Here is a 15562-nt window from a genome sequence, read left to right as displayed (position 1 = left end):
ATCAAGATGCTCCACGACCGGGTGCTGGTCGAGGTCGGGTCCGACGCCGGTGAGCGTCGCTCCTCCGGCGGCATCGTCATCCCGGCGACCGCTGCCATGGGCGCGGCCCGGCGGCTCACCTGGTCACGGGTGGTCGCGGTCGGCCCGCACGCGCGGGCCGTCGAGATCGGTGACCGAGTGCTCTTCGACGCCGACGACAAGCCGGAGGTCGAGGTCGCCGGAGAGGTGTACGTCCTGATGCGCGAGCGCGACGTGCACGCCGTCGCCGCCGAGCGGATCGGCGACGAATCGACGGGCCTCTACCTCTAGCTCTTCTTCTGAGCCTTTGGCAACGCGTTGAAACGATGTGCGAGCACGACGACGTTGCTGTCGTAGCTCGAGCCGTTCCAGTCAGTGCAGGTGATGATCACCAGCCGGCCGTCGCCGTGGTCCTGCCCGAAGAGCCGCTGGGCCTGCTCGGCGAGCTCCTTGCGGCTGAGCACCTCGACGGAGTCGACCTGGTGCTGGAAGGTCCCGTCCTTGGTGACGATGTCGACCTCCTGCCCCTCCTCGATGTGGTCGAGCTTGTTGAGGCTGCCGCCGCCGGTGTGCACGGTGTGGCCGGTGACCACGGTCTGACCCTGCGCTGAGCCGGGCTTGGCGCTGCCGACCCACCAGCCGATCTCGCGCGGGTTGCGCGGCGGGTCGAGTACCTCGCCGTCGAGCCGGATCGGGACGACCTTCGCCTTAGTGTTCAGCCCGGGCAGCTCGAGGCGTTGCGGAGCGCCGGGTGGCACCTCCACCGCCGCGCTGCCGCTGGGCCACAACAGCCCGGCCAGCACCATCGCGACGGCGAGCACGACCAACGCGGTCCAGAGGCCACCCGCCGCCGCGGCAAGCCGCGGCGGCGAGTCAACAGAGGTGTCAGCCACGCCGCAACATGCGGACGTACGTCGCCACACCGGCGCCCGCGGCCGCGAGGAGCAGCAGGGTGACGAGAGCGATGCGTCCGGCGCTGCCGTCGTCGTAGCTTTCCATGCCGGCGGTCACGACGGTCGGGACCGAAGCCGGCGGGTTGGCTGCCTTGGGCGGCTTGTTGACGACCGTCTTCGTGGCCGGGCTGTTCGGGCCACAGCTGCTGGTGCCGATGGTCAGGTGCGCCAGGCTGCTGCCGACGAACGCCTCGGCTGCCGGAAGGACCTTCACGTCGAGCGCGGTCACCGTGATCGCGCCCGGGGAGGTGTTCTGGGCGTTGAGGGTGATGTCGAGAACGTTGTCCTCGAGCGGCGCGAGCTGCGACTGGATCTGACCGAGAGCCGTATCGAGCACCTGCGTCTGAAGCTGGTTGAGCGCTTCGTTGGCCGGCGCCAGCGCGCCCTGCAGGGCGTTGGTGAACTGGGTGCGCAGAGCGTCCAGGATCGCGTCGGTCACGCCGGTCAGGTCGGTGACGACCTTCTGGTTGACGTCAGGGTCGACCGGAAGGTCGACCAAGGTGACGTCGCCCATCGTCGGGACGGTGACGTACGCCCTGCTGTTCGCCAGGCTGCTGTCGCCGGAGGCCTTGTCCTTGTCGGCGATGCAGCTGCTCTGCACGGCGCCGAGGTCGAGGTGCAGGCCGGGGTCGCCCAGCGCCGCGAGGACCTGCTTGAGCGCTGCCGACAGCGGGTCGGTGACCGCGGTCTGGCTCAGTCCCGCATCCTTCAGCGCGGTGATCAGCTGCTTGTCGACGCCCTGGAAGAGACCGGACGAGACGAGCTCGACGTCGGAGAAGTCGAGGCTGCCCGCGTCGAGTGAGATGTTGTCGCCGCCGCTGAGGCAGTCGCCGGAACCGGCCGCGACCAAGGTCGCTCCGTCGCCGGCGAGACCCGAGCATGCTGCCGAAGTGGCGTTCTTCTTGGCCACCGCGTCCTGGGCCAGAGTGCCCGCCTGGATCGCGTCCTGGCCTGCGAGCGCGGTGATGAGCGGCTCGTTGGTGCCCTTGGCAGACTCGCTGGAGCCGTCGTTGGTGACGGCGTAGGTGCCTGAGTCGGTCGCTCCGGTGCCGGCGAGCTCGAGGCTCAGCGCGGTTGCGGACGCCTGCGACACCGTGGCGGCATTCGCAGGTGCGGCTGACAAGGCAACCATGGCGGCTGCAGCCGCCACGGCGGCTCCCCGCGCGATGAGTGTTGTGCGCACGTAAATTCCCTCTCCCTTTGACCTTCGTCACACTCAACGGCAGAGGAGCCTCGTACGTTACGGGCTGGGGTATCGCTTCTGACCTGCGGAATCCGGGTGTCGGTCAGCTGTCGCAGACCGTGCCGTCCTTGTCGCCGTCGCGGTACCACGCGTACTCGGCGTCGCGGCCCTTCCGGTAGGGCCCGTAGCCCTTCGCGATCGCCTTGGCGCAGGTGTCGAAACGGGGGTCGTCACCCGAGCCGCCCGCGGGAACGGTGCTCTGCTCCGGGTCACCCGGGGACGGGTCGCTCGGGCTCGGATCGTTCTGGGCCGGCCCGGCCAGCCGTACGGTGATCTCGGGGTTGTCGCAGCCGGCGGCGATGTCCTCGATCGCGGCCTTCTCCGCGCGGTCGACGAAGAGGCTCCAGCGGATCTTCACGGCGACCCAGTCGGCGACGTATGTGCAGTGGTAGCTCGTGGCGTCGGGCATCCAGTCGGCCGGGTCCTGGTCGCCCTTGCTGCGGTTGGTCGCGGCGGTGACGGCGATGAGTGCGCGCGGGTCGCCGAGGTCGTTGGCGTACGCCTCTCGCTGCTCGTCGGTCCAGGCGTCGGCGCCGGACTCCCAGCCCTCCTTGAGCGCGATCATGTGGTCGATGTCGAGGCCGCCAGGGCGCTTGACGGTGACCCCGTCATACGTGGAGAGCCATTCGCCCCTGGTGACGTCGCACCTGCCGCGCGCCTTCTTCTTCGACTCCTCGAGGAGCACCTCGGTGCGGGCGTCCTGGCAGTCGCCGTCCGCATCGACCCAGTGGTTGAACTTCTCGCGCTCGTAGCCGGAGGTGACCTCCTTGGCGACGGGGAGCTTCGCGATGGCCTCGGTCAGCGGAAGGCTGACCTCCTCGCCGCTGTCGGCGCCGTATCCGGCTTGGACGGCGGTGTCGGGCTCGGCGACCTCGACGCAGCCGGAGCAGAGGAGTACGACGGCGAGCAGGGTCGCCAGCGGGCGCAGCATGGGGTGACTCCGAAGAGTTGGGGGAAGAGCTCTGGGGAGCATCGGGGGCGGCCCAACTTTGTCGGATCTCGCGGCGGGCGGCACGCAGGCGCGCCGCCCAGAATCTGCCCCCTTCCGACAAAACGAGCGCATCCCGGGCCAAGGCTGGAGCCTTGGCCCGGGATGCGGGTGTTGCAGGTTTTACAACGGTCTACAGGGGAGTCCTGATCAGGGGATCAGGCGTGCGCGCGGCGCAGCAGGAACCACCGGGTGGCGGCAGCAGCGGCGACGAGCAGCACGAGCGCGCCGGCGGCGAACCCGCCCTTGGCGGCCGGGGACGAGAGCAGGTTGAGCTCGGCGTTGGCCGGGGCGTTGTCCGGCTTCACCGCGACGCTCGAGTCCGGGTCGGACTTGTCGCCGGAGACGACGACGTCGACGTTCTTCTTGTCACCCGTGGCCGCGGCCTTCTCCTCGGAGGCGGTGAGGCCGTTGGTGCCGCAGGTGCTGGTGCCGATGGCGACCTTGGCAGCGGTCGGGGCGCCGACCTTCTTCACCGCGTCGAGGACGTTGATGTCCAGGGCGGACACCTCGAGCGACTTGGCGGTCTTGTCCTGCTTGTTCATGGTGAGCTTGACCAGGTCGGTCTCGAGGCCCTTGAGCAGTACGGCGAGCTGCTCCTTGATGTGCTCGATCAGGTCGATGCGGATCGAGACGCTCATGTCGCCCAGCCCGACGTCGTTCTTGAGGCCCGACTGGAGCAGCGTGTCGACGCGGCCGAGGACGGCGTCGGTCACCGGCGAGAGGTCCGGGACGACCGTCGTGTTCTTCTTGGGGTTCGCCGGCAGGTCGGCGACCTTGATGTCGCCCTTGCCGGGGACGTTGACGGTGACGGCGGCGTTCTTGAGCTGGGTCTTGCCCTTGAACTCGGTGCCCTGCGCCATGCAGGTGCTCTCCGCGGCGTCGAGGTCGACACCGACCGAGAGACCGCCGACCTTGGCGAGCACGCCGGAGACGACGGTCTGCACCAGGTCGTTGACCGGGCCGAGCTTGACGTGGAAGTCCTTGCTCTCGTCGTTGAGCAGGTAGTCGGTGGTGGCGCCCAGCTTCTGGAGGTCGAGCTCGGCGAGGTTCACCGTGACGGCCTCGCCCGGCTTGACGCAGCTGGAGCCGTCGCCGATGGCGACCAGGGTCGCGCCCTTGCCGGCCAGGGCCGAGCAGGCGCCGGAGTAGGCGGTGCCGTTCTGGAGGGCGGCGGCCGCGTCCTGGGCGAAGACGCCGACCGAGAGCAGCTGCTGGTCGCCCGCGAGGAGCGGCAGAGCCGGCTTGTTGGTGCCCGAGTTGACGGTCTTCTTGCCGTTGTACGTGGCGGTGTAGCGGCCGGTGTCGACCTTGACCTTGTCAGAAACGTTGACGGTCAGAGCGACCGACGAGGCCTTGGCCTGCGGCTTCTTCTCCGCCGCAGTCGCCGGGGCCGCGGTCACGGAAAGACCGATCATCGCGGTCGCCGCAACAAGGGCGGCTCCGCGGACCGAGAGTGGGGAGCGCAAGTGACTTCTCCAATGGTGTTGATAACTGTCGATGACAGGGCACGACGAGTAGAAGTCAGCCTCTGCAGCCCCCCGGTTGCTGTGACTCGCCGTGACGAAGCGGGGAGTCTAGCCACGTCAGATCGCGGGTGCATAGGCGTACGCAGGGCCCCGATGACCCGCGAAATCGGCCGTAACTTTCGCGGCAACACCTCGTCTTCGAGCACCCGATCGGACCCCTTGTGGATCTTCGTCGGGAACGAAACTTGAAAGTCTGAGATGCCTGGGCATGTTGTGGTCATCACGTTGTCCTCTCGGCTTCGTGAACAATGTGCTGTAGGCATCTCCACAACCTGATCCGTTGCGCGATTGCTCACCGCTTTGGACCGTTTTGTTAGGGTGACCTAACTAAAACCTTGCCGACTTTCTGACAGTGTGTCAGTATCTTTGCCGGACCGCCGATCGCTGCCGCCCGACCCTGACTGGAGCACACATGTCCGCCCTTCTCGCCGATGAGATGCCCGACGCTCCACTCTCCGCGCTGATGCGTGAGGGGTCCCGGATCCAGCACACCGCTGCCGAGAGCTCCTCGTTCATGGAGGAGTTGCTGGCCGGCCGGGTCAACGAGCAGGGGTACGCCGACTACCTGCTGCGCCTGCGCAAGGTCTACGTCGCGCTCGAGACGGTGGGCCGGGACCTGGCCGCCACGGATGCCATCGCCGAGGCCGTCCATGACGTCGCCCTCGAGCGCCTGGCCGCGATCGATGCCGACCTGGCTGTGTGGGCGCCCGGTGTCGAGGGCGATGCTGTGGAGTCGGCGGCTGCCGATGCGTACGTTGCTCGGATCGAGGCCACCCGCGCCTGGGGCGGTCTCTACGCCGCCCACCACTACACCCGCTACCTGGGTGACCTCTCCGGTGGCCAGGCGATCGGCCGGCTGCTCGACCGGTTCTTCGAGCTCGACGGCGAGGGGGTGGCGTTCTACGAGTTCGCCGAGATCCCGAAGCCGAAGCCCTACAAGGACGGCTACCGCGCACGCCTCGACGCGCTGGCCCTCGACCCCGCGGAGAAGATCCGCATCGTCGAGGAGGTCCAGGTCGCCTTCGGTCTCAACCAGGCCCTTTTCGAGGAGCTCGCCGGCCGCCTCGACACCTATCGCAGGTGAACTAGGGTTCGCTCTCGTGCCCCGTATCGCCGCCGAGAACGTCCCCGAGCACCGCAGACTGGTGCGCGAGCGGATCTTCGCGGCATTCGCGGAGCTGATGGCCGAGGGCAGCTACGACGCCATCAGCATGTCGAAGCTGGCGCAGCGCGCGGAGATCGGACGCACTGCGATCTACCACCACTTCAAGGACCGCGACGCGGTGATGGTCGCGTTCGCGACCCACGAGACCTCGGAGTACGTCGCATCCCTGCAGTCCCAGCTCGCCGCGAGCGACCAGCCGGCCGAACGGCTGCGGATCTACGTACGCAACCACCTCACGCTCGGCGAGAAGTTCCACATGGGCTTCGGCCCCCAGGTCTACGGCGGGCTCCCCGAGGAGGCGCGCCAGGAGATCCGTGAGCACGTCGTCGCCGTCGAGCAGGTCCTCGCCGAGATCCTCGAGCAGGGTGCCGAGCAGGGCGTCTTCGCCGTCACCGACGTCGACGCCACTCTCGCCCTCGTCCATGCCGTCCTCGGCACCCGCCACCTCCCCGCCGAGCGGATCGAGGAGTTCGTCCTCCGCGCCGTCGGCGCCCTGTGAGTCGCGCGCGCAGGTCAGCTAGCCCTGCGGCAGTCCGACACTGTTCCTCTGGAAGTCCAGCAGCCGCTCGTTCTCGTACGTGATGCGGTCGGGGATGTCCTCGAGCTCGCGAAACATCTCCTTCAGGGTGCGAATCCCGTCGGGCGACTGACGCGAGACGAGTCCAGCCAGCTCGAGAGCGATCGCCTCGGCCTCGTCGGCAGGGGCCTTGCGCTGCGCAAGGCCCATCACGACTGCCTCGTCCGCCCCGACAGGGCGCCCGGTGTAGATCAGCTCCTTGGCGCGCGAGAGGCCCACGAGCTGGGTCAGCCGGGCCGGCCCGACCGGAACGCCCAGCCGAGCTCCCGCCCACGCGAGCTTCAGATTGTCCCCGGCCACGCGCAGGTCGCAGCCGGCGATGATCTCGGCGCCGGCGCCCACGCAGTTGCCGACGCAGACAGCGATCGTCGGCACGGGCACCTGCTCGACGAGCCGGTAGAGCTCCGCGAACGCCTCCATCCGGGCGACCCCGCCGGCTGCGTCCAGGGGTTCGGTGACGTCTGCGCCTGCGCAGAACGCAGTGGTCGACGTCGTGGAGAGGACGACAGCGCGAACTTCGTCGTCCTCGGACAGCTCTCTCAACGCGTCGTTGAGCAGGTGCAGTGTCGGGGTGTCGAGGGCGTTCCGCTTCTCGGGGCGGTTGAGCCGGAGGATCTCGATGTCTTCGCGACGCTCCCGCAGGAGACTGGTCATGGCCGGTCCACGAAGATGTCGTACTCCAGTTCGCCGGTCCCGCCGTACTTCGAGAAGTCGGTGACTCCGGCAGACCGCAGCACGTCCACATCGATGAACGTGTTGCCGGTGCACTCGCGCGAGGGGCGCCCCAGAATCTCCATCGCGGCGTCGGCGACGATCTCGGGCGTACGCGACTTCTCCACTGCTGCATCCCCGCCGAGGAGGTTCTGCACGGCGGCCGTGGCGATGAGGGTCTCGGGCCACAGGCAGTTGGCGGCGATGCCGTGCTCGGCGTACTCCGCCGCCCAGCTGAGCGTCAGCAGACTCATTCCGTACTTCGCCAGCGTGTACGCCGGGTGGGCGCCGAGCCACTGCTGCGAGAGGTTGATCGGCGGCGACAGCGACAGGATGTGCGGGTTGGCCGATGCGCGCAGGTGGGGGAGCGACTTGCTCGTGAGCAGGTACGTCCCGCGCAGCTGGATCTGGGTCATCAGGTCGAACCGCTTCATCGGCAGGTCCTCCGTGCCGTCGAGCGCGATCGCGGAGGCGTTGTTGAGCACGATGTCGATGCCGCCGAACCGCTCGACAGTCTGCGCGACCGCGTTCTCCACCGAGGCCTCGTCACGTACGTCACCCACCACCGCCAGCGCCTGACCGCCAGCTTCCTCGATCTCGGCGGCGGCGGTGTGAACGGTGCCGGGGAGGCGTGGGTCGGGTTTGTCCGTCTTCGCCAGCAGCGTGACGTTGGCTCCCAGCTTTGCCGCGGCGACGCCTACGGCCAGGCCGATGCCACGGCTGCCGCCCGACATGATGATGGTGCGTCCGGTGAGGTTCATGGTTTGGACATTACAGGTCGCTTGCGGTTGTGACAGTGTTGTAAATAACACATCGCCTGCGGACGCGGAGCTCATGTAACATCCGGAGCGATGTCATCGACCACTGCCGACGCCCTTCGTCCTGTGTCCGCCCGTTCGGCGCTCCTGGGCCTGCTCATGGGTGCCGAGGTGCCGACGTTGTCCGCGCGAGAGCTCGTCGCCGGCGGAGGTCTGGTCGGCTTCTCGGAGACGACGGTCCGCGTCGCGCTCTCCCGCATGGTCGCCGCCGACGACCTGGTCCGAACCGCGGACGGGAGATACCAGCTCTCCGAGAGGTTGAGTCAACGCCAGCGCCGTCAGGAGGCGGCGATCCACGTACAGACCAGCGCGTGGGACGGCGACTGGGACATGGTCGTTGTGACCGCGACCGGCCGCTCCGCCGCCGACCGTGCGACCCTCCGTGCGACGCTCGCGGAGCTCCGCCTGGCCGAGCTGCGTGAGGGCGTCTGGGTACGCCCGGCCAACCTCGACCTCGCATGGTCCGATCACCTCGCCGACCTGTGCGAGCGGCTGACGATGCGGCCCACGACCGACCCCGCGGAGCTTGCCGGCAGGCTGTGGGACCTCACCGGCTGGGCCGACCGAGCGCGTGAGCTGCTCGCGGCCACCGACACCGACGACCCCGTGCTCCGATTCACTGCCTGCGCGACGTCCGTACGCCACCTGCTCGAGGACCCCGCCCTACCCGACGAGCTGCTTCCCGCAGACTGGCCAGGTCCCGCGCTGCGCAAGGCGCACCTCGACTACAAAGACTGGCTGATCGACACTAGGCAAGCGCTCACCGAGCGCATCTCCTGACGCGTACGGCTCGCTGAGGCGGGCGCGCAGTTTCCCGCCATGGCGGAAAAATGCGGTCATATCTGACCCAAGATTCCTGCAGGTTCCCGCCATGGCGGGAATCTGTCCGCCGCCATCAACGTGGCTGCAACTTGTGAGTCCCTCCGTTGGGCGAACGAAAGTTCGTTCGTTCGACGGGGTGTTCCGGGCTCGTTCACGCACCGCGTCCCTGCTCGCGGGTTGACCGTCAGCGTTTGCCCCGTCCGCTGATAAATCCGAGTCGCCGTGCACGTGGAGATGTTGGGCGGGGGAGCGGGTATGAGTTGGTCCGGTTTTGTGGTTGATCGTGGGGTGCTGCGGGGCATCCCTTACGCAACTCCTTACGCATCTGCACCCTGCCCGTGTGTTCGTCTGCATCGCGGGCGCGGAGCGTCCCCCAGGCCGGCATCTGGCCCCGTTGGCGGGGGTCTGGGGGCTTGCCCCCAACGCTGCCGAACATCGCCCACCCTAGAAGCGTCGCGGGGAGTGTCCCTACTGGTCAGCAGGGCCCCCTCCCCTCGTCATCAGCCAAACAACTGGCTCCGGATGGGTGGTGAATGGCGTCGATCACCCGATTATCAGACTGAAGATCAGAGCTGAAACGCCGAGGACGCACAGCACGAAGGCCAGCCTGAGCGCGACGAGGAGGATGCCGCCGCCCCATGCCCAAGGTCCTGTCGCGCCTGATAGCAGCGTGTCTAGCCGTTTGATGCCCCAGCGCATGGCGATGAGGATTCCGATGAGGACGCAGACCCAGATGGCGGCGAGGAGAAACGAGACGATGCCGGTGCTCGATGAGTCGGCCTGGCTGAGGTGCACGGGCTGGACGGTATCGGCTGGACGTGGCGGTTGGGACGGGTTCGGCTGATCCGCTGAGTTGGTGTGGCTGGAGAGTGAGCGCTTGGTCTACGGACTGGGCGCTCTTCTTCATTTGCGCGGCGCGTAGGGGGACCGGCCGCCAGCCGCACGCCCCCGGAGGCCGCGCTCGTGGCCGGAGGCCGCCTTGAGTCAGTCGAGAAAGTTCTCACGGTTCAACATGACCCCGGAAGCGATCAGCAGCGCTGATTCGCCTCGCGGGTCAACGGATCAGAACCGATCGGCAGTCGCGGTACTCCCCGTCATGCGCACGTGGGAGCGCCGGGCCAGAGAATTTTCCATCGTTGAGACGGCGCCGCCTTTTTCCTGGCTTGCACGGTCCTCGTAGCTGGTGCCGTGGCGTTCCTGCCCGCGGCTCTCGCTCGCCGCGTCTGAGCCTCCTTGGACATCGTGGCCCCGCCGGATCGACGGGGCCACGAGCAGTGTTGAAGGTCAGAACGTGCGCCGCACTGTGACCGTGGTGGTCTTGCCGCTTCGGATGTTCTTAGCGATCAGTACGGCCTTGGTGAACTTGTTAGTCCGCTTGAAGCCGGTGAAGCGGTGCCGGAACTCGCCGATGTTCGTGTTAACGCCCACGTTGACTACCGTCGACTTCTCCTGGAAGCCGGCCGGAGTCCACAGGCGTACGGTGAGGCGGTACTTGCCGATCCGGTTCGCCTCGCCCTCGACCCGGACAACGCCGGAGTCGCGGCGTACGGTGATCTGGGAGGACGGGCCCATGCCGATGACTCGGTATGGGTTCTGGTCGACACTTCCGACGCAGAAGACCGAGTAGTCACCCGAGAAGTACACGCCCGTGACCGGCTTCGGCCAGGCGAGGGTGGACTTCGTGGTGTCGCGCACGACGCCGTCGACCGGGTGGAGCATCGCTGACTCAGGGAACGGACCGGATGGCTCACCGTTGCCGACCATCGTGAATCCGGACCAGTTGGGCCTCTTCACGTCACGAATCACGGTCGTTCCGATGGTGCCACCGGTGGGCGAGCGCCGGGCGCCGACGGTGATGACACCAGCGCCGCCCTGGCAGGCGCTTGTGACATTGACAGATGGGGTGGTCGCAGCCTGCGCGGAACCACCGAGTGACAGGGTCGCTGCGCCGAGCGCGAAGGCGGCGGCAGCAAGCGTGAACTTGCGGAGCATGGGGGTCTTCTTTCGAAGTCGAGGCGCTGCGACATGCCGCGCGCTTGCATTAAAACACCCCTGCAGGCATCCGGCAGTGAATTCGGCACACAGAACCCCAACAGCGCCCGTAGAGCTCCTGGGCGGTTCGGCAGGGTGGCATGACGGCCAACCCGGTTCGTGAACTGACTCCTATCGAGGCCAAACCCAAGCGACAGCCCCGGGCGCTCGACGGTCACGAGATCAGGGCTTGGCTCGATGCGCTCGACGAGAGTGACTATTCCCGACGTCATGATCTTCCGGATCTGGCGCGCTTCATGCTGGCTACCGCGGGGCAAGGGCACGGTGGCACGTAAGGTGAAGTCGGCAGCCTCAGAGCGTCCGTTGCAGCTGCCGTCTTGGGCGATCTCGCTTCTCAGGGATCGTCGTGTGAAGCTGCGGGCCTTCGATGGTCCGGTGTTCCCGAATGCTCGTGGCGGGTGGCGTGATCGGAACCTGGTGCAGCGCTCGATCCGTAAGGTTCTGGGTGGGACTGACTTCGAGTTCCTCTCTACCCACACCTTCCGTAAGACGGTGGCGACGCTGCTCGATGAGAGCGGGATGACCGCCCGTCAGATCGCCGACCAGCTCGGGCGCTCGCGGGTGTCGATGACGCAGGACAAGTACCTGGGCCGTGGCGCTGTGAACACCGGGAACGTCCGTGCGCTGGAGGCGGTCAATCCCGACCGTGACTCGACCGCTCAGAGCGCTGAAGACGGCCAGATCAATCAGGGTGAGGAGGCGGGCTCGTGAACCGCATTCCTTACGCACCGGGTATCGGGGCCTTGAAATGCAAGAAACTCCCGACCGTTTGTGCTGGTCAGGAGCCTTGTTTGGTACGCCATGTAGGACTTGAACCTACAACCCGCTGAGAGCAAACCGCCCCGGGGGAGATGTCCGAAGCACCTGTCGCGCTCTGGTGATCGCTTCCCAGCACCTGTCGGTTCTTGTGGTTGTTTGTGTGCCCGTTTGTGTGCCCGAGCCTCGCCGGAGCCCTCGCTTAGAACGCCGCTCGCATCAGGCTCTGAGACGCGTCACGCCGCCAGAGATCTTGATCGGGATCATGACTCGCGGCATCTCGCCCGGGTGCGGTTCGGGGGGTCGGCTCGTCAGTGGCGCTACCTTGGCCGGCCTTTTGGCGACCAGGACCCGCGACTTGTCGCCGAACAGGTCAAATGCGATGCCAAACGCGCCCCACTCACCCTCGGCCTTCACCCAGCGCGCGGCGGGGTCGCCAGACAAGTAGAAGTCGGCGCTGAGCTTCGGATTGCCGTCTGAGCTTTTCTGAAGTGCCCTGGCCGCCTTCTGATTCTGGCTGGGCTCCCTACTGTCGAGCGTGCCAACAAACTCCCAGGAGTCTCCGAAGGGCACAGTTGGGTCGAGTGAAACGTAGACGCGGATGGACATGGGGCAAACCGTAGACGAGGCCCAACCTCGCCGCCCTAGAACTGCGAACACTCCGAAGACCCTGACGAGTTCTAGGCGCAGCGCTGTTCAGCGTCGTTAACATCGTCGTGGAGCGAGTTGTTGCCCGCGACCCGGTGGGCCTGTTTGCGAGGTGACGAGATGGCGAAGCGCCCGAAGAACTTCACCTGGATCGGCTTCACGGCTGAGCAGGTCAAGCAGTTGGACTTCCTTGACTTCATCGGGAACAACGGCTGGGCGCGTAACTCGCAGACGGATGCACTGATGCCTGGCATCCTTCAGGAGTTCGCCGATGAGGGAATCGGGATCGAACGGATCAAGCAAGCGATGGCCGCGATCGGCTACGAGCGGGCGGCGCTTCACGAGTTGGATCGATGGGAGTCGAAGCGGACCACTGGTCGTTTCGGCAAGTGAGGACGGGCCTAAGGGGAGGCTGCGGAATGAATGAGCACCTACAGATCCTTCTGTCGAGTGTCGTCCAGAGTGGTCGTGAGTGGTCAGAAACCAAAGCCGTCTTGGAGATGCTCGCCGCCAACGAGTGGGAAGCCGGCGACCTGCCCGACGCTGAGAATCGACTGCACGAGCAACTGGTGTACGACGTGCTCAGGTTTGCCGATGATTACCGAACTTGGGAGTCATCCCAGCCCGAGGCCGAATAGCCCAGACTGGGTAGGCGGAGCGAGTTCGCGTCTGACCGGTTAGCGCTGGCCGGAAGTCTCGACTCATGTTCCCGGTGCTCATCCTTTACGCTCCACCCGCGCTGCTGGAGATGCTCACATCTCAGGTCCCGCCAGACGTGCGTAAGGCGTTCCTCTCCCTGATCTCGCCCACCGTTGTCGTAGCGATCGTGGCTGTCTGTGGGGTGTATTTCACCGCCCGCGCGGCTCTAGCCGATGTCACGTTGAAGCGCCGCCTTGAGACGGCAAAGCGCTTTACGGAGCTCGCGGCGGTGGCGAACAACCTCGACGGCAAGCAAGGCCTGTACTCCCAGATCGCCGCGCTCGAACTACTGGCGTCCTTCGGCCGGGATGAAGAACACCTCAGAGAGGCCGCCCGCGCGGTACTTGAACAGGTTCAGAAGCAGGGGACGGCGCAGCCGATGGGTATTAGCAAGGTAGCTGTTGCTGCATCGAAGGCCATTGGCAGGCTGCCCAAATGACAGGCTGTGCGCCTCGCGCGCATCAGATGCGATGATCCGAAGCAACTGCGCGACCAGGTGCCCGCAGGCCGGGTACTACTCGGCATCGATCGCTACCTCGAATAGCCCGACACGTAGAGGAAGCTGCAACGCGAAAAGAGCCCGCCCCGGGAAGTTCCCGGGGCGGGCTTTCTCGTGCAGTCATGGTGGGTCTCGACGTCACACCTCGATGCAGCCGTCACCGTAAACCGGGCGCTGAAAGAGAGCGCCACTCGCAACCTTGGGAACGGTTCGCAGGTACTCGAAACCCTGCCGGATCCAGAACTGGTGAAGCCCTGTATTCGTGCTCCACGCATCGAGTCTGAGCCAGTGCCTCTGCTGTTGAGCGGCCAGGCCGAGGGCGTGACTCACCAGGGGGCCGGCGACGTCCCGGCCACCGCTCGAAACCGGCGAGATGAGCCGATGGAGAAAGAGCGCATCACTCAACTCGTTGGAGCTCCACAGGCCCGGGTCGCTCCAGTGGTCGATCGCAATTGTCCCGATCGGCTCGCCGTCCTTCGTGAGCATCCATGTTTCGCCGTCCTCGATGCTCGACGTGACGCGCTCAAGGAAGGCGGTGTCACGGAGCCCCGCACTGCCCCACTGGTCGCGGCCCTTTCGCGCCAGCCACGCCGCCCGCTCAGCGCGCCACTGAGCGATCAGGTCGACTTCGGAGGTTGTCGCGTTCCGGATCTTCATGCGAGGTTCTCCCGGTTCGCTCGGATCCCGCCAAGGCCGGTCTCATCCCCCATCTCGTGGACGAGGCGTACGCCCTGAGGATGGACAACGCGGGTCGCGACCGAGGTCACGTAGAAGTTGTTGGCGGCCGTGGTGACGATCTCCAGCATCGATGCCCCTGGTGTAACGGCGAAGAGTTTCTGCTCCTCGGCGGTCGCCGGTCGGACAGTCGTCTCGGTCATCCAAGCGGTGTCGGCCGCCTTGGTGCTCCCAATGAGTCGGCTGGTGCCTTCGGGAATGTCTTCGTCACGGTAGAGGTCGAGCTCCTTCGCTAGCTCTGGCTCATAGAACGTGGTCTCGGTAGCAATCACTCGGTCCCCGATGACCTGCGTAACGCGGCGTCGTGCTGTCGATTCACCTTCCGTCAGCCCGAGCCGCACGGCGATCTCTCGGGGCGGGACGGCTGCTCCACCCCGGGTCTCTGAGGTCCCGCCGCGAGCCTTGGCGGTGGTGTTGAACATGTCGGCCGGGGCTCGAACTTCCTGCCACGTCGGCCGACTCATGTCGGTGAGTCGGTAGTCCAGCGTTCGGAGGTCTGCGACCCGGGGCCGACCACCCTTCCGGCCGTAGATCAGACCTTCGGCCTTGAGAGTGCTCATCGCCTTAGACACGGTCGAGTTGCTGGCGCCGGTCTGGCGAATCAGGTCTGCGTTCGTCGGGAGCGGATCCCCTACACCCCAGGTCCCATCGGTGATCTGGCCTCGAAGCCATTCGGTGATCTGCCGGGCATCCATGCCCCTTGCTGGCTGACGTCCGCGGGGTGGTTGCGTACTCATGCCCTTCATGCTATCAGGAAAAAGCTCTTGAACTATTTCGTGATAGTGCTTGCCAGAAGGGCGTTTCGTGAGGCAGGGTTTGATCTATCACGAAATAGTCGCTCCTGGTTCGACAGGGTGACATTGCAGAGAATCGAGACGTGTCATGAGCATCAACGCACCTGAGGAGCCGACACCCGGCGACCTCGCCGCCATTGAGGCCGAGTGGCCGCAGATCGCCGCTGAGCGCGACCTGGTCGAGGCCGAATGCCGCCTACTCGACGACCCGGCCGACGCGCTCGCCCGCCGGGCCCACCGCCGCGCAATGAACGCACTGAACCGCCTGCTGGTCCAGCAGGCCAACCACGACGCGGCCCAGGCCGCGCCTGTCTACATGCTCACCAACTTTGGCTCGGCCGACCCGGCCGACGCCGCCTGAATCTCGGAGGTTCCGCCCATGGTTACCGCACCTCTCGTCCTCATCTTGGGCATCATCGCGTTCTTCATGACCAAGGGCACCGCGTCGACCATCGCGGCCACCATCGTCAACATCCTGCTCGGGATCGCGCTGGCTTCCACGCTCCTCGGGCCGCCGATGATCCAGGGCCTTGAGGCCGGTTCGAACGCCGTTGT

21 protein-coding genes are annotated in these 15562 nt (G+C 66.4%); 10 read left to right on the top strand and 11 right to left on the bottom strand.

The genetic code is table 11. The features are described from left to right. The first annotated feature begins 6 nt into the window (after positions 1-6). On the top strand, positions 7-309 hold the full coding sequence (locus tag AB0F44_RS28410) for a co-chaperone GroES (RefSeq protein ID WP_350666303.1): 303 nt from the start codon (positions 7-9) through the stop codon (positions 307-309). Here the strand turns inward: AB0F44_RS28410 and AB0F44_RS28405 are convergent. The 4 genes from AB0F44_RS28405 to AB0F44_RS28390 form a co-directional block, all read right to left on the bottom strand. Continuing rightward, the gene (locus AB0F44_RS28405; RefSeq protein ID WP_357360478.1) at positions 306-911 is read right to left on the bottom strand and encodes a class F sortase; all 606 of its coding nucleotides are present in this window, start codon (positions 909-911) and stop codon (positions 306-308) included. The genes AB0F44_RS28410 and AB0F44_RS28405 overlap by 4 nt on opposite strands. Further along, positions 904-2154, bottom strand: coding sequence for a hypothetical protein (locus AB0F44_RS28400; protein ID WP_357360476.1), 1251 nt, complete (start codon positions 2152-2154; stop codon positions 904-906). The genes AB0F44_RS28405 and AB0F44_RS28400 overlap by 8 nt, the downstream gene beginning before the upstream one ends. Before the next feature lie 103 nt (positions 2155-2257). Beyond that, positions 2258-3145, bottom strand: a complete 888-nt coding sequence (locus tag AB0F44_RS28395; protein WP_357360474.1) for a DUF1524 domain-containing protein — start codon at positions 3143-3145, stop codon at positions 2258-2260. Between the two features lie 215 nt (positions 3146-3360). Further along, positions 3361-4671, bottom strand: coding sequence for a hypothetical protein (locus AB0F44_RS28390; RefSeq protein ID WP_357360472.1), 1311 nt, complete (start codon positions 4669-4671; stop codon positions 3361-3363). A 472-nt stretch (positions 4672-5143) separates the two neighbouring features. Here AB0F44_RS28390 and AB0F44_RS28385 point away from each other — a divergent pair, with 472 nt between their 5' ends. Together AB0F44_RS28385 and AB0F44_RS28380 are read left to right on the top strand one after the other, a co-directional pair. After that, a complete protein-coding gene (locus AB0F44_RS28385) occupies positions 5144-5815 on the top strand; it encodes a biliverdin-producing heme oxygenase (protein WP_357360470.1) in 672 nt (223 codons plus the stop codon). 16 nt (positions 5816-5831) lie between these two features. Further along, positions 5832-6395 carry a TetR/AcrR family transcriptional regulator gene (locus AB0F44_RS28380; protein ID WP_357360468.1) on the top strand — a complete coding sequence of 188 codons (564 nt, stop codon included), beginning with the start codon at positions 5832-5834 and terminating at the stop codon, positions 6393-6395. A gap of 18 nt (positions 6396-6413) precedes the next feature. Here AB0F44_RS28380 and AB0F44_RS28375 read toward each other — a convergent pair whose 3' ends face one another. Next, positions 6414-7127 (bottom strand): enoyl-CoA hydratase/isomerase family protein, encoded by a 714-nt coding sequence (locus tag AB0F44_RS28375; RefSeq protein ID WP_357360466.1) that lies wholly within the window; start codon positions 7125-7127, stop codon positions 6414-6416. Then, complete coding sequence (locus AB0F44_RS28370; protein WP_357360464.1) at positions 7124-7945, bottom strand: NAD(P)-dependent oxidoreductase; 822 nt, start codon at positions 7943-7945, stop codon at positions 7124-7126. Before AB0F44_RS28370 ends, AB0F44_RS28375 begins: the two co-directional genes overlap by 4 nt. Positions 7946-8035: 90 nt before the next feature. Here AB0F44_RS28370 and AB0F44_RS28365 point away from each other — a divergent pair, with 90 nt between their 5' ends. After that, positions 8036-8782, top strand: a complete 747-nt coding sequence (locus AB0F44_RS28365; protein WP_357360462.1) for a PaaX family transcriptional regulator C-terminal domain-containing protein — start codon at positions 8036-8038, stop codon at positions 8780-8782. A gap of 585 nt (positions 8783-9367) precedes the next feature. On the opposite strand, the gene AB0F44_RS28360 is transcribed toward AB0F44_RS28365, so the two are convergent. Beyond that, positions 9368-9619 carry a hypothetical protein gene (locus AB0F44_RS28360; protein WP_357360460.1) on the bottom strand — a complete coding sequence of 84 codons (252 nt, stop codon included), beginning with the start codon at positions 9617-9619 and terminating at the stop codon, positions 9368-9370. A 489-nt stretch (positions 9620-10108) separates the two neighbouring features. Then, positions 10109-10816 (bottom strand): hypothetical protein, encoded by a 708-nt coding sequence (locus tag AB0F44_RS28355; RefSeq protein WP_357360458.1) that lies wholly within the window; start codon positions 10814-10816, stop codon positions 10109-10111. A gap of 140 nt (positions 10817-10956) precedes the next feature. Between AB0F44_RS28355 and AB0F44_RS28350 the strand changes: the two genes are divergently transcribed. Next, the gene (locus tag AB0F44_RS28350; RefSeq protein WP_357360456.1) at positions 10957-11151 is read left to right on the top strand and encodes a hypothetical protein; all 195 of its coding nucleotides are present in this window, start codon (positions 10957-10959) and stop codon (positions 11149-11151) included. Between the two features lie 73 nt (positions 11152-11224). After that, positions 11225-11587: a site-specific integrase gene (locus AB0F44_RS28345; protein WP_357360454.1), complete on the top strand. Its 363-nt coding sequence runs from the start codon at positions 11225-11227 to the stop codon at positions 11585-11587. A 264-nt stretch (positions 11588-11851) separates the two neighbouring features. Here AB0F44_RS28345 and AB0F44_RS28340 read toward each other — a convergent pair whose 3' ends face one another. After that, on the bottom strand, positions 11852-12241 hold the full coding sequence (locus AB0F44_RS28340) for a hypothetical protein (protein ID WP_357360453.1): 390 nt from the start codon (positions 12239-12241) through the stop codon (positions 11852-11854). A gap of 159 nt (positions 12242-12400) precedes the next feature. On the opposite strand from AB0F44_RS28340, the gene AB0F44_RS28335 reads away from it, so the two are divergent. The 3 genes from AB0F44_RS28335 to AB0F44_RS28325 all read left to right on the top strand — a co-directional run bounded on the left by AB0F44_RS28335 (position 12401) and on the right by AB0F44_RS28325 (position 13418). After that, on the top strand, positions 12401-12673 hold the full coding sequence (locus AB0F44_RS28335; RefSeq protein ID WP_357360451.1) for a hypothetical protein: 273 nt from the start codon (positions 12401-12403) through the stop codon (positions 12671-12673). Positions 12674-12699: 26 nt separating this feature from the next. Further along, positions 12700-12918, top strand: a complete 219-nt coding sequence (locus AB0F44_RS28330) for a hypothetical protein (protein ID WP_357360449.1) — start codon at positions 12700-12702, stop codon at positions 12916-12918. A gap of 65 nt (positions 12919-12983) precedes the next feature. After that, positions 12984-13418: a hypothetical protein gene (locus AB0F44_RS28325; RefSeq protein WP_357360447.1), complete on the top strand. Its 435-nt coding sequence runs from the start codon at positions 12984-12986 to the stop codon at positions 13416-13418. 198 nt (positions 13419-13616) lie between these two features. On the opposite strand, the gene AB0F44_RS28320 is transcribed toward AB0F44_RS28325, so the two are convergent. Both AB0F44_RS28320 and AB0F44_RS28315 read right to left on the bottom strand, forming a co-directional pair. Further along, entirely contained in the window at positions 13617-14135 is a 519-nt protein-coding gene (locus AB0F44_RS28320) for a hypothetical protein (protein ID WP_357360445.1), read from the bottom strand. Further along, positions 14132-14908 carry a GntR family transcriptional regulator gene (locus tag AB0F44_RS28315; protein ID WP_357360443.1) on the bottom strand — a complete coding sequence of 259 codons (777 nt, stop codon included), beginning with the start codon at positions 14906-14908 and terminating at the stop codon, positions 14132-14134. The genes AB0F44_RS28320 and AB0F44_RS28315 overlap by 4 nt, the downstream gene beginning before the upstream one ends. A gap of 187 nt (positions 14909-15095) precedes the next feature. Between AB0F44_RS28315 and AB0F44_RS28310 the strand changes: the two genes are divergently transcribed. Beyond that, complete coding sequence (locus tag AB0F44_RS28310; protein WP_357360441.1) at positions 15096-15368, top strand: DUF6284 family protein; 273 nt, start codon at positions 15096-15098, stop codon at positions 15366-15368. Positions 15369-15562 lie beyond the last annotated feature (194 nt).

The organism is Nocardioides sp. NPDC023903 (assembly GCF_040639295.1).
Classification (GTDB): Bacteria; Actinomycetota; Actinomycetes; order Propionibacteriales; family Nocardioidaceae; genus Nocardioides.
This window is presented reverse-complemented; position numbering and strand designations above follow the sequence as displayed.

Excerpts from the sequence above, each read along its gene's own strand:
- AB0F44_RS28410 (WP_350666303.1), top strand. The coding sequence starts at position 7 with ATGCTCCACGACCGGGTGCTGGTCGAGGTCGGGTCCGACGCCGGTGAG.
- AB0F44_RS28395 (WP_357360474.1), bottom strand. The coding sequence starts at position 3,145 with ATGCTGCGCCCGCTGGCGACCCTGCTCGCCGTCGTACTCCTCTGCTCC.
- AB0F44_RS28385 (WP_357360470.1), top strand. The coding sequence starts at position 5,144 with ATGTCCGCCCTTCTCGCCGATGAGATGCCCGACGCTCCACTCTCCGCG.
- AB0F44_RS28375 (WP_357360466.1), bottom strand. The coding sequence starts at position 7,127 with ATGACCAGTCTCCTGCGGGAGCGTCGCGAAGACATCGAGATCCTCCGG.
- AB0F44_RS28370 (WP_357360464.1), bottom strand. The coding sequence starts at position 7,945 with ATGAACCTCACCGGACGCACCATCATCATGTCGGGCGGCAGCCGTGGC.
- AB0F44_RS28365 (WP_357360462.1), top strand. The coding sequence starts at position 8,036 with ATGTCATCGACCACTGCCGACGCCCTTCGTCCTGTGTCCGCCCGTTCG.
- AB0F44_RS28355 (WP_357360458.1), bottom strand. The coding sequence starts at position 10,816 with ATGCTCCGCAAGTTCACGCTTGCTGCCGCCGCCTTCGCGCTCGGCGCA.
- AB0F44_RS28350 (WP_357360456.1), top strand. The coding sequence starts at position 10,957 with ATGACGGCCAACCCGGTTCGTGAACTGACTCCTATCGAGGCCAAACCC.
- AB0F44_RS28340 (WP_357360453.1), bottom strand. The coding sequence starts at position 12,241 with ATGTCCATCCGCGTCTACGTTTCACTCGACCCAACTGTGCCCTTCGGA.
- AB0F44_RS28335 (WP_357360451.1), top strand. The coding sequence starts at position 12,401 with ATGGCGAAGCGCCCGAAGAACTTCACCTGGATCGGCTTCACGGCTGAG.
- AB0F44_RS28330 (WP_357360449.1), top strand. The coding sequence starts at position 12,700 with ATGAATGAGCACCTACAGATCCTTCTGTCGAGTGTCGTCCAGAGTGGT.
- AB0F44_RS28325 (WP_357360447.1), top strand. The coding sequence starts at position 12,984 with ATGTTCCCGGTGCTCATCCTTTACGCTCCACCCGCGCTGCTGGAGATG.
- AB0F44_RS28320 (WP_357360445.1), bottom strand. The coding sequence starts at position 14,135 with ATGAAGATCCGGAACGCGACAACCTCCGAAGTCGACCTGATCGCTCAG.
- AB0F44_RS28315 (WP_357360443.1), bottom strand. The coding sequence starts at position 14,908 with ATGGATGCCCGGCAGATCACCGAATGGCTTCGAGGCCAGATCACCGAT.
- AB0F44_RS28310 (WP_357360441.1), top strand. The coding sequence starts at position 15,096 with ATGAGCATCAACGCACCTGAGGAGCCGACACCCGGCGACCTCGCCGCC.